Source organism: Enterococcus sp., from assembly GCF_032555305.1.
Lineage (GTDB): Bacteria > Bacillota > Bacilli > Lactobacillales > Enterococcaceae > Enterococcus_A.
The window spans coordinates 41,172-53,662 of sequence record NZ_JAWGOQ010000010.1; the positions used below are offsets into that span (position 1 = coordinate 41,172).

General features: G+C 44.6%; 9 protein-coding genes. 8 read left to right on the forward strand and 1 reads right to left on the reverse strand.

Annotated features, from left to right (window positions below; genetic code table 11):
- Window positions 1–356: 356 nt before the first annotated feature.
- Window positions 357–1,262, reverse strand: a complete 906-nt coding sequence (locus E6139_RS09195; protein ID WP_316402766.1) for a LysR family transcriptional regulator — start codon at window positions 1,260–1,262, stop codon at window positions 357–359.
- A gap of 234 nt (window positions 1,263–1,496) precedes the next feature.
- On the opposite strand from E6139_RS09195, the gene E6139_RS09200 reads away from it, so the two are divergent.
- From E6139_RS09200 to E6139_RS09235, 8 genes are all read left to right on the forward strand, one after another.
- Complete coding sequence (locus E6139_RS09200) at window positions 1,497–2,726, forward strand: MFS transporter (protein WP_316402767.1); 1,230 nt, start codon at window positions 1,497–1,499, stop codon at window positions 2,724–2,726.
- Between the two features lie 23 nt (window positions 2,727–2,749).
- Window positions 2,750–3,925 carry a Gfo/Idh/MocA family oxidoreductase gene (locus E6139_RS09205; RefSeq protein WP_316402768.1) on the forward strand — a complete coding sequence of 392 codons (1,176 nt, stop codon included), beginning with the start codon at window positions 2,750–2,752 and terminating at the stop codon, window positions 3,923–3,925.
- Window positions 3,926–4,075: 150 nt separating this feature from the next.
- Window positions 4,076–5,389 (forward strand): citrate transporter, encoded by a 1,314-nt coding sequence (locus E6139_RS09210; protein ID WP_316402769.1) that lies wholly within the window; start codon window positions 4,076–4,078, stop codon window positions 5,387–5,389.
- 17 nt (window positions 5,390–5,406) lie between these two features.
- Window positions 5,407–7,530, forward strand: coding sequence for a hydantoinase/oxoprolinase family protein (locus tag E6139_RS09215; protein WP_316402770.1), 2,124 nt, complete (start codon window positions 5,407–5,409; stop codon window positions 7,528–7,530).
- Window positions 7,508–8,152, forward strand: a complete 645-nt coding sequence (locus E6139_RS09220; protein ID WP_316402771.1) for a hypothetical protein — start codon at window positions 7,508–7,510, stop codon at window positions 8,150–8,152. The genes E6139_RS09215 and E6139_RS09220 overlap by 23 nt, the downstream gene beginning before the upstream one ends.
- Before the next feature lie 160 nt (window positions 8,153–8,312).
- Window positions 8,313–10,364: an FAD-dependent oxidoreductase gene (locus E6139_RS09225; protein WP_316402772.1), complete on the forward strand. Its 2,052-nt coding sequence runs from the start codon at window positions 8,313–8,315 to the stop codon at window positions 10,362–10,364.
- A gap of 26 nt (window positions 10,365–10,390) precedes the next feature.
- Complete coding sequence (gene aroD / locus E6139_RS09230; protein ID WP_316402773.1) at window positions 10,391–11,137, forward strand: type I 3-dehydroquinate dehydratase; 747 nt, start codon at window positions 10,391–10,393, stop codon at window positions 11,135–11,137.
- 425 nt (window positions 11,138–11,562) lie between these two features.
- Complete coding sequence (locus E6139_RS09235; protein WP_316402774.1) at window positions 11,563–12,447, forward strand: Rpn family recombination-promoting nuclease/putative transposase; 885 nt, start codon at window positions 11,563–11,565, stop codon at window positions 12,445–12,447.
- The last annotated feature ends 44 nt before the right edge of the window (window positions 12,448–12,491 follow it).

Consider the following 12,491-nt stretch of genomic DNA (forward strand, 5'->3'; position numbering starts at 1 on the left):
ATTTCCACTTTCTCAAAAAGAAAGACGCAAACCCGAAAATACAAGTGGTGATAAAAAGGATGAATAAAACAATTTTTATAATAGTTGAGAAGTCCATGATCATCGCCTCCGATAGTTTAAATATACCATATAACGGTGTTATATGTGAGTTCTCAATGTACTTATCAAGTATGTAAAAGTTATATATAATTTTGCCTGACACAATAATAATCTTTTTAGCCTCTTCTTCTCCATTCGTCTATGATTGCACGGATGGCATAAATGTGAGTAGTGAGAAACCTTATTCAATCGCACACTGATAAAAAAGTGTCCGATAGGAAATAGCCGATTCGTGGAAGAATCGGCTATTTAGCGTACTATACTATTTCGTTTGGCTCTGGAAGCAGGTTCTCTTGGAATTCCTTATTTGTCAAAAAACGTTCGAATTCTATTGCGGCAGAAGTCAACAAAGCGTCCTTCTTTTTTGCCAGATAGACGGAGCGGAACTGCGCTTCCTCTAACTGTAAGACTTGAACATCATGAAAATGCAGTAAATTATTATAGGGCAAGATCGCGACCCCGATATCGATAGAGACGAGGCCTGCCAATGCCTGATCCTCTTCCACGCGGCAGGAGATTTTTAGCGGTAACTGATGCTTTTCAAATAATTTCTCCATGTAATAGGTTTTGTCGAGGGACAGGATCATAGAAAACGCTGAGAGTTCTCTTAATGAGACTGTTTTTTTCGCTGCAAGGGGATTATTTCTTGCGACGATGGCTACCAATGGCTGGTCCAGGATATGCGTAAACTCGATTTCAGGCTCATCCTTCAAAAATGAGCATAGGGCAAAATCGCAGGTTTCGTTCTTAACATTTTCGATCAGTCTGGGACTATTTCCCTGCCAAAATTTAAACTTGAAGTTTCGGCGATGATCATTCGCGCGAAACTGCTGCAGTAGCTGCGGGATAATCTCAGGACCTAGGGTGAAAATGAATCCAAGATCGATACTTCCAGAATAGGGATCAACCAAATCGCGTACAGATTTCGTACCAGCAGCAATCTTTTCAAGTCCCTGTTGGACACTTTCGTAATAAATTCTGCCGATTTTTGTTAAATGGATGTTCCGTCCGTGATGTCTGAACAGAACCACGCCAAGCTCCTCTTCTAGACGCTTGATCGTTCGACTGAGTGTTGGTTGGGCGATCCCAAGCTCATCGGCTGTTCTTCCATAATGTTCTAATTCTGCTAGGCGACAGAAGGCCTCCAGATTTTTGATGTTCAAGCAGTATCCCTCCAGTCCAATTTTTTCTATTGTATCATTTTTCACGAATCGATATATAACTTTTTTGTTATGGATATAACGGTTAATTGAGATTGTTTCTATCATGAATTCGTTTTATATTGTTGGTGGAAAGAAAAGCGCTTTTTTATCCGGACGAATTACCTACACTTTTGTTATGTAAATAATTTATTGTATATCTTATTGTGAACGAAAACACAATGCTGGAGGGAAAAAATGAGAAATAAGTATTTTTCGACTGCTGTCTGCATGTATTTGAACTATATAGTGATCGGTGTAAGTGTCATTATTCTTTCAATGAATATGGATGCATTGATGGAGCAGTTTGGAACGGATAGAACCGGTTTTGGCTTGGTTGTTTCGGGCATCGGTATCGGAAAATTTATCGTTTTATTTATCTCGGGAGTACTGTCAGATAAATTTGGCCGAAAGCCGTTCATTCTGCTTGGAATGGTAGGATTCATCGTTTACTTCATGGGAATTTTGTTCAGTCCGAATGTGCCAGTTGCGTTGTTCTTCGCAGTGATGGCAGGAATGTGCAATTCCTTCATTGATGCTGGGACGTATCCTGCCTTGATGGAGATTTTTCCAACATCGGCAGGAACAGCAAATTTGGCGATTAAGTTCTTCTCAGCTGCGGGACAGTTTATCATGCCTTTTATTTTTAGCTATATCATCCAGAACAATCTGAATTACAGCCTTTCCTTTTATATTGTGATCGGCTATCTTGTGTTGAATATTGTCTTTATGTTCACTCGTGGCTTTCCGGCATTGTCTACTAAATCAGGTGCAGCCGAAAAAGAGGTCAAACGAACCTTTTATGAAAAGCCGAAGATGGCGATTGAGGGTGTCTGCCTCATCTTAATGGGCTTCACTTCTACAACGATCTTTACGGTTGTGCAGGTTTGGATGGCGAAGGTTGCTGAAGAATATGCTGGGATGAGTGTGGCGGCTGCTTCGAAGATGTTGACGTATTTTAGCCTGGGTGTCGTGATTGGCGTCTTTGTTACTGGCTATCTGGTAAGAGATCGGGTTCGGCCGATCATCATCTGTTTGATTTACCCTTTGATCACGATGGTTTGCTTGATCGCATTGACGATTGCACCATCACCAATCTTGTGCTTTATCACCGTTATGGTGACCGGCTTTACGAGCGGCATGCTGCAGCTAGGGCTGACGACGATGGCTGAGCTGTTTCCAGGAAGTAAAGGAAAAATCACCGGTATGGTCTATAGTCTGAATTCGATCGCGGTATTTTCGGCACCAGTTATTACCGGCTGGCTAGCCAATACGAATACAATGAATACGATGGTCTATAATGCGGCAGTGTCTGGTCTGGCATTTGTGTTGGCGTTGGTCGTATTCGTCAGATATAAGAAAGTTTTTGGTCCGGAAGCTTTTATCAGCATGAAGGAAATCACTAATTTAGCAGAAGCAAGCAAATAATACGAGTTTAGGAGAAAGAATAGATGAAAAAAGTTAGAGCAGCAATTATCGGCGCAGGATTCGCGGGGAACTTCCACACAAATGCCTATACAAGGGTTAGTGGAGTAGATTTCAAAATCAAATATGTGTATGACGTGGTTGAAGAAAAAGCAATCGCTTTATGTGAGAAATGGGACATTATTGAACAGGTGGCAAAAACCTACGAGGAGATCCTTGAAGATCCGGAAGTAGACGTCATTGATGTGATCACACCACCGGTTACTCACTTGGAGCTTGCTTATAAGGCATTGGCGGCTGGAAAGCATGTCATTTGTGAAAAACCACTGACGGGTTATTTCGGTGAAGAGAATGAGGAAGAACCGATTGGTTTTACTGTTCCAAAAGCCAAAATGTACGAAAGTCTTTTGAAGGATATTGATGAGTGCCGAGCGAAATTTGAAGCTTCAGATGTTTTATTCATGTACGCAGAGAATTACGTGTATTCGCCAAACATTTTACGTTCAGCTGAAATGATTGAAGCGAAGAAAAGCAAGATTATGTATATGAAAGGCGAAGAAAGCATCCGCTCTTCTACTTCTCCAGCCTCTGCTCACTGGTCACTAGCTGGCGGAGGTTCATTGATTCGTCTAGGAAGTCATCCGATCGGCGGGATGCTTTTCTTGAAACAGCGAGAAGCGAAAGCGCGTGGTGAAGAAATCGGGATTCAAAGTGTAACAGCCGAAACGGCACGATTAGCACCAAATTTAAACGAACATGATAAACGCTACTTCCCAGCGAAGTCGATCGATACGGAAGACTTTGCGACTGTCATCATCACGTTTACTGATGGGACAAAAGCAATCTCCATTTCCAATGACAATACACTGGGTGGTGTCAAAAATTACGTAGAAGTCTATACGAATGACAGTGCTTTAGTGAACACGATCACACCTGCGGACAACTTATCGACTTATTTCCTTGATGAGGATGGATTAGAGGATGTCTATGTTTCCGAGCAGCTACAGGAAAAGCTTGGCTGGAACAAGGTCTTTGTTTCAGAGGAAACTTTGCGAGGCTATCTAAATCAGTTCCAAGATTTTGTTGATGCAGTGGCAGAAAATCGCGAACCATTGTCCGGTTTGGACCTTGCATATGATACGATTAAGGTGATTTATGCTGCCTATCAGTCAGCAGAAGAAGGGCGCAGAATCGACTTCTAGTCGTTTGAATAGGCGTCTGTAAAATAGAATAAATAACTGGAATTGGGGCAGAATAAGCAATTATTTTGTGCCAATTCCAAGTCGGTTTAAGAAGGAATTGTGTAAAGAGCCTGTTGAGAGGAAAAGGCTTTAGGAGTGAGGGGGAGAAGCATGTCGTTTATAAGTGGATTGATTTTAGTGTCGTCTTTTATTGGTTTGGTTGTGTATTCGATCAAAGGCCATAATTTGATGATCGGCTTTATTTTGATGGCGACGTTATGGACGATCGTTCCAATCATCAATCAGTTGGCAGCGGGGAGCAGTCTTTCGGTTGCTGTCGAAATGTTGCAAGCAGTCTACCAAAGAGCACCGGAGAACTGGGGCGGCGTCCTAGTCAATGTTTTTTTTGGTGCTTGGTTTGGTCGTGTTCTTTTGGATACAGAGATTGCTTCGACGATTATTCGAAAATCTGTTGAACTTGGAGGAGATAACTCAGCACTTATCCTTGTTCTGGTTAGTCTGATCACTGGAATCATTTTTACTTCTCTGACAGGTGCAGGCCCTGTTATTTCGATTGCTGTTGTAGTGTTGCCGATACTATTTTCGATTGGTATTCCAAAGGGGATCGCCTTGTTCTCCTACACTGGCTCAGTCGCTGCTGGGATTTTTCTGAACCCTATCAACTTTACACAATATCGGGCGTTCTTTGACGTAGAGGGAGCGACTTATACATATGCCGATTATTTTCCATTTGGACTTGCCGCATTTGCAATCATGCTGATGATTTTAGCATTCTTTTCACTGATCTATATGAAGCGGGAAGCGAAGCTCTTTCAGTGGGAGGCGAGTACAGCAGCATCAACAGTCAAAAATGCACCAAATCTAGCATTAATCACGCCATTTTTACCGGTGATCGGTGTGATTTTTTTAAGATTGCCGATGATCCTGTGCTTTATTCTCAGCGGGTTATTTGCGTTAGTGATCTGCCAGGAGCTGACCGCTGATTTTCGTTCGATTAGCCGAATGCTGACAAAGCAATACGCAGATGCTGTCAAAGATACAGCCTCATTGGTTGGGTTTTGGTTATGCTTGGCGATGTTCAATGCGGCGGCTTCATTTGCCGGTCCATATTTCCAAGCTATCCTTGGTGGAATCATCCCGCAATCAAGTATCCTGCTTTGTCTGATGTTTATTTGCCTTTCGCCCTTCACGTGGTTTCGTGGACCGATGAATCTAGTGGGTAGCGGGGCCGCGATCCTTGCTGTCATCAGCCAGCAAAATGCCGGCTGGCCTATCGAGTTTCTTTACCCGTTGTTCATTTCGATCTTGATCGGTATGGGGCATTTTGATATCACGACCTCATGGGTTTCTTGGGGGCTAGGGTATGCTCAGGTCGAAGGGAAGAGCTATATGAAAATGGCGTTTATCCCGGGAATCATTATTTGTATCGTATTAGAGCTGCTGACCTATTTCTGGTTTGGCTAAGAAGGTGAGGAAGACAGATGAAGGAAAGAAAGATTCGGGTCGGTATTGACGTAGGGGGAACCCATACGAAGGCCGTAGCCATCGATAACCAGACAAAGCAGATTATCGGGAAATCTTCTGTAAAAACGACACACGATGCACAAGCTGGTGTAGCGGAGGGCGTCGTTGCTTCTTTCTTAAAATGTTTGGAAGAACATGACATTTCAGCAAATGAAGTTGTTTTTGTGGCACACAGTACCACACAGGCGACCAATGCACTTCTGGAAGGCGATGTCGCGAAGGTCGGTCTCATTGCGACAGCCACAGGTAAGTTTGAAGCGTTTCTAGCCAAACGTCAGACGCACCTAAAGAGCTTGGAACTGGGTACGGGACGTGAGATTCAAATCTGCAGTCGCTTCATTCACCAAAAAAAGCTTAATCAGGAACGGATTGTTCAGGCGGTCGATGAACTCTGTGCAGAAGGGTGTCAGGTTTTTGTCACAAGTGGTGCATTTGGTGTGGATGATTTGACTTCGGAGCGGCGAATCAACGAAGTATTGCATGCACGTGGCTTGAAGGTGACCATGGCTTCGGAAATCACCAAGCTGTATGGGCTATCTCGGCGAACGCGGACGGCAGTCATCAATGGGTCCATTTTGCCGAAAATGCTGGAAACAGCGGATGCCACTGAAGTGGGTGTGAAGGGAACAGGTGTCAATGTACCTTTGATGATTATGCGGGGGGACGGTGGTGTCATGGATGTGACAGAGATGAAGAAGCGTCCTGTATTGACCATGCTGTCTGGACCTGCCGCGAGTGTGATGGGGGCTTTGATTTATTTGAGGGCTTCAAACGGGATTTATTTTGAAGTCGGCGGTACCTCTACCAATATTGGTGTAATTAAGGATGGGCGTCCGGTAATTGATTATTCACAGATCAATGGACGCAGTACCTATATTAGTTCATTGGATGTCCGAGTTTTGGGTGTAGCTGGCGGCAGTATGGTGCGCGCCGGTCAGCATCAGCTGATTGATGTTGGTCCTAGAAGCGCCCATATCGGCGGAATGGACTATGCCGTATTTACTCCAGAAGAAGAGATGATCGATCCACAGCTAGAATTCTTTGCGCCGAGAACAGGAGATTCTGCGGATTATGTTGCGATTCGACTGAAAAATGGCAAGCGGGTTACGTTGACTACTACCTGTGCTGCGAATGTGCTCGGTTTAGTGAAGGAGGAGCACTTCTCCTATGGGAATGTGAACGCTGCCCGCAAGGCGATGGCGCCATTGGCTGAGTATTTGAACCTGAGTATCGAAGACACAGCGGCTGCCATTCTTGAAAAGGCCTTCGAGAAGATTGAACCGGTGATCATGGGACTTGCCCGCAAGTACAAATTAGAGAAAGAACAGCTATCGCTGGTGGGTGTTGGCGGCGGAGCTTCCTCCTTATTAGGCTACTGTGGGGAAAAAATGGGTTTGAACTACAGTATCCCAGAAAATGCAGAGGTGATTTCATCCATTGGTGTTGCGCTTTCGATGGTGCAGGATGTGGTTGAACGAATCATCCCCAATCCCTCCAAACAGGACATTCAACAAATTCGCAACGAAGCGCTGAACAAAGCGATCGAAAGTGGGGCAGTCAAGGAGACGGTCGAGGTGCATATCAGTATCGACTCTCAAACACAGAAGGTCACTGCGATGGCCACTGGTTCGACGGAAGTACAGACCTGCGATCTCTCGAATCACTGTTCTCTGGAGGAAGCGCGCGACCTGGCTGAGAAGGATTTTCGAGGAGCAGAGGGTCAGGTGGAGCTGTTGGCGGAAAGTAGTCATTTTTATATTTTTGGGAAAAAAGAAGCTTCTGGACAAGCCATCCGTGTGATTGATAATAAAGGATTTATTAAGGTACAGCGGGGAAATGCTCGGATCATCCGAACCTCTATTCAAAATTATCTGGAGGCGCTGCGTACCCTATGGGAAGATATGGCGAATTATAAATCAGACTTGATCGTTCGACCGGATTTTTATATTTGTGCGGGCGCTAGATTGATGGACTTTGCAACGCAGGATTTTTCACAGCTGATGATGCTGGTGGATTTGGACATGGCGAGTATCCACACAGACGAGGAGTTGACGATCATTGCATGCAACCAACAGTATTGAGGACACACAGCTGGAAGTAGCGGATCGGTTTCTAGCGTACTTGGAATTGCGGAAGGACCCGTTCTTTCATAAGATTCCTTCTGAAAAGCTCTGCTATTATCTCGATGGAGCACTTGCATATGGCGAGCAGCTGGCTGAGACATATGACCTCGTTGATTCAACCGAACTGTGTCGCTGCTTAGACGTAACGGTGGAAATGGTGACAGACAATAAGCGGCGGACCACTCGCGGGACATTGGAGCTAGCGGGAAATAAGAAAATTATTCGGATTTATTGCCATTCATTAATGGCAATAGCGCGTGAACACAACGTATCGCTAAGGCTGCTAGAAGAGGCAGTGCTGTCACATGAGCTGTTTCATTTACTGGAAGAGCAGACCCAGTCTACAGCTGAAAAACTGGATCGGATCGACACAGTACAATTTCTGGGCTTCAAACGCAGAGCGATGATCCGACAAACACGAGAAATAGCTGCCCATGCCTTTGTCAAGAAACGAATGAAGCTTCCCTATCTGCCGAATTACTGGGATTATTCGTGGGATGAAGCGGAGGATAGTGAGGAACTGGTTGCGATAGAAAAAGATTTTTTTGCTGTTATGAAAGAGTCAACTGGTGGTAACTAGTAGAAAAGATTTTGGGATGTCAGTACAACACTTAGCCAAAAAGAAATTTAGCAAAATTAGCTAGATTATTGTTCAAATACTTTAGTCGAATGATATACGGCATTCGAATCAGACTAATTTTTCCCTGAAAAATTAATTCATTAAAACGAGGAGAGATCATATGAACGAGAAGTACAAGAAACTGTTTGAACCCTTGACGATCAGACGAATGACTGTGAAAAACAGAGTCGTTATGCCGCCGATGGGAACAAATTTTGCGAATATGGATGGGACCTTTTGTATCCCTCATTTAGCCTATTATGAGCAACGGGCGAAGGGCGGTGTGGGCCTGATCACCCTGGAAAATGTCTGTGTCGACTATCCTATGGGGACAAACGGTGCCCGCCAGCTGCGGATTGATAATGATCAGTACATTTCTGGCTTATGGAACTTTAATGAGCGGATGCATGCCTATGGCGCGGCAACTTCTGTCCAGCTGAATCACGCAGGGGCTTCTGCGTACGGACTGCGATTGGAAGGAAATCAGCCTGTTTCAGCCTCAGATGTCCCCAGTAAAAAGGGCAATCCAGCACCGCGCCCACTGACGACGGAGGAAATCTATAGCATTATCGATAAATATGCAGAAACAGCAGATCGAGCGAAGCGCTCGGGCTTTGACTGTGTGGAGATCCATGCGGGCCATTCCTACTTACTTAGCCAATTCTTGTCACCAATCTATAACAAACGAACAGATGAATTCGGCGGCTCTCCTGAAAATCGTGCGCGTCTGACGCGATTGGTTCTCGAAGCCGTTCGTAACAGTGTGGGTCCACAATTTCCGATTACCTTACGCTTCAGCGCAGATGAACTGCTTCCGGGAGGCAACGCGGTGGAAGATACATTGGAGATGCTAGACTATTTTGTGGAGCATGTCGATATCTTGAATGTGTCAGCGGCTTTGAATGACAGCCTGCAATACCAGATCGATAAGATGAATCTGGCAGACGGTTGGCGCAGCTTCATGGCCAAGGCTGTCAAAGAACGCTATCCAGACAAGGTAGTTGTAACGTCAGGAAATATCCGTGATCCGAAAAAAGCGACAGAGATTCTTGAAAATGGGGAGGCAGATCTGCTGGCTATGGGACGGGGGCTGATTGCAGAACCAAACTGGGTCAACAAGGTGGCCTCCGGTAAGGAAGAGTTACTGCGAAAATGTATCTCCTGCAACATCGGCTGTGCCGATCATCGGATCGCCAAAGCACGACCGATCCGCTGTACGATCAATCCTGATCTGCACTATGAGGATCAATACAAGCTGAAGCCAGTCAAGCAACCAACTAAGATGGTAGTGATTGGTGGCGGAACAGCCGGACTTGAGGCTGCGGCAACAGCTGCCGAGGTTGGTGTATCTGTTGAGCTGTTCGAAGCAAAGGATTACGTCGGTGGCCTGGGACATGAGATTTCCCGCTTACCGGATAAAAAAAGAATCAATGATTTTATCACCTATCAGATCAATCGCTGTCAGGAGCTGCCAAATCTAACGATTCATACGAATCAGCGCTTCAAGCCAGCGGATCTGAAGGAAATCAAGCCAGATATTATCGTCAACGCAACTGGGGCAAAACCATTATTACCGCTAATCACCGGCCTGCACGAGGAGCTGTCAAAAGAGGATCGCAACGTCTTTTCAATCTTTGATTTGCTGAATAGTATGGAGAACTTCCAAGACTTTTCCGGCAAAGAAGTGGTTGTGATTGGTGGCGGGGCTGTTGGTCTGGACGTGATGGAATACTATGCAGAACGTGGCGCGGCGAAGGTCAGTATCGTTGAGATGTTTCCAGAATTAGGCAAAGACCTTGATTTAATTACGAAGCTGTCGATGATGGAAATTATCGAAAAATACCAGGTAAATGTCCATACATCCACGAAATTGACACAGGTCAATGAGAACGCCTTTCTTGTCGAGGATGCGAACGGCAATATGAAGGAATTAAGCTTTGATTTGGGCTTTGTCTGTCTAGGTATGCGCGCGGATGCACCTTTGCTAGCTGACTTGCAGGACTATGCTCTAGCAGAAGATATCTCACTGGTGAATATCGGAGACAGTAAGGTTGCGCGGCGAATCATCGAAGGGACAAGAGAAGCCAGAGACATCTTAAAGACGATCGAACAATTAGAAGATAAACGAACAAGACAATCACTGCAGCATCAGCTTTCAGCAGTTGTCAATTAATAGATATTGTGATAGGAGAGATGAGGATGAAAACTGTAACGATTGATACAGTCACATTAGGCGAAGGAAAACCAAAAATCATTGTCCCGCTAGTCGGTAGAACAAAAGAGGAGATCATTCAGGAAGCGGAGTTTGTCGCTGCGGTTGATTGTGACATTGTGGAATGGCGCATCGATTTCTATGAAGGAATCTTAGATTTTTTAGCAGCGGCTCAATTTTCACTACAGGTGAAGGAAATCTTGCAGAAGCCGTTACTGGTAACCTTTAGAACCAAGCAAGAGGGCGGGGAGCTAGCGCTTTCGGATGAGAAATACTTTGAGATGTATCGGGTATTCTTAACGGAAGGCAGCTTTGATTTGTTGGATGTAGAGCTGTTCATGCCAGCAGAAGGTGTCGAAAAGACGATTGCACTGGCTCATGAGAATGGGAAAAAAGTCATCATGTGCAATCATGACTTCGATAAAACACCAGTGAAGGAAGTCATCGTCGAACGGCTATGCAAGATGCAGGAACTGGGTGCAGATATCTGCAAGATCGCTGTAATGCCGCAGACCACTGCCGATGTGCTCACCCTGCTGGATGCAACACAGGAAATGTATCATGAGCATGCAGACCGACCACTGATTACGATGTCGATGGGCAGCCTTGGTGTAATCAGTCGTCTATCTGGTGCTACGTTTGGCTCATCAGCAACGTTTGGTGCAGCAAAACAGGCCTCTGCTCCGGGACAGGTCTCTGTTGATGAGCTGCGCTCGATATTGGAGATTCTATAAAACATTTGATTGATATCCTATTGAGCGAGAATTCCAGGGAACGAAATCGAAAACGAACTTGTCCATCAAACGGTTAGACCGCTTGATGGACTTTTTTTAGCTGTCCAGTTAGTATCGTAAGAATCGCTGCTTTCGGCACCGCAGTAGCAGGCTGGCAGAAATGCAAAAAAAATAATCAGCGAATAATTCTGCTATGTGGTCCTAGAAAAAAACAATGAGAAGGCCGCGTAAAAATGTCATCAGCAAAAGAAGTATTCAACGATGCTAGGAATGTCTCATTGAGCGTCTCCAAAAAAAAATGGAAGTTGCTCTTTTGCGTATCTTTAAGCAAAAGATTTTTGATGGAGCCTCGACCTGCATGCTATAATAAGCACGAAGAAAGCCTTTTATCAGAGGTCAAGGAACCATCTGGAAGGCGGAAAACCATGCAAAAATATCTACCTACTAACGATCTCTTGTTCCGTAAGCTACTGGCCTCAGAAGATTCCCAGCACATCCTCAAAGCCTTTGTAAAGGACATGTTAGGCATCGAGTTCAAGACATTGACACCCACAGTCACCTACCACATCGACAGCTACAAGAAATCTTACGAAGAGAAAATCAATTCTGAGTTAAAACGAACCGAAGTCGATGTGTTGGCAGTTGATGAGCAAGGCGGACACACAACGATCGAATGCCAAATCCAATCTCATGATTTTTTTCATGAACGTACGATTTTTTATCTTGCTGAAGCTTTTCGTTCGCCCTTTGGCATGATTGAAACAAAAGATGCAGAAAAAAAGAATAATTTTTCAAGCCTGCGTCCCGCTTATGGGATCAATATTTTGGATTTTCATCTCTTTGAAGAAGGTGAACCAGCGTTCCAGACATTTCGCTTACTAAATGAAGAAACTTATCGTCCCTTTCGCAATCGAGAATCAAGAGAATTGTTGCTTCTATGCTTTCTCAGCCTAAAAAATAAGAATCTCGATACGCAGCATCCAGCCTGGCAATGGTATTATTTTTTGAAAACGGGAGAAGTAACTAATCAAGCCCCAGACTACATTATGGAAGCCAAAGTAAGAACAGATTTTGCGAACCTAGAAAGTGAGGAACAGAAAATGATTATGAGAATCGATAAGGAAAAGGCAGTCAATGATGCGATCCTGTCAACGAAATATCGCGAAGGACGCGAAGAGGGAATAGAGCATGAGAGACGTACCCTAGCCCTTGAATTTCTGAAAATTGGTAATACTTTCGAACAAGTGTCGAAGGCGACAGGACTGGATATCGAAACGCTAAAGAAATTGAAGAGTGAAGATGAAAATTGAGAACTAGCGACTGTTTTGATTAATCATTCAGATTACCACCTGCG

Bases quoted from the DNA above. Each gene is read 5' to 3' on its own strand.
- E6139_RS09215 (WP_316402770.1), top strand. From the start codon at position 5,407: ATGAAGGAAAGAAAGATTCGGGTCGGTATTGACGTAGGGGGAACCCAT.
- E6139_RS09225 (WP_316402772.1), top strand. From the start codon at position 8,313: ATGAACGAGAAGTACAAGAAACTGTTTGAACCCTTGACGATCAGACGA.
- aroD (WP_316402773.1), top strand. From the start codon at position 10,391: ATGAAAACTGTAACGATTGATACAGTCACATTAGGCGAAGGAAAACCA.
- E6139_RS09210 (WP_316402769.1), top strand. From the start codon at position 4,076: ATGTCGTTTATAAGTGGATTGATTTTAGTGTCGTCTTTTATTGGTTTG.
- E6139_RS09205 (WP_316402768.1), top strand. From the start codon at position 2,750: ATGAAAAAAGTTAGAGCAGCAATTATCGGCGCAGGATTCGCGGGGAAC.
- E6139_RS09200 (WP_316402767.1), top strand. From the start codon at position 1,497: ATGAGAAATAAGTATTTTTCGACTGCTGTCTGCATGTATTTGAACTAT.
- E6139_RS09235 (WP_316402774.1), top strand. From the start codon at position 11,563: ATGCAAAAATATCTACCTACTAACGATCTCTTGTTCCGTAAGCTACTG.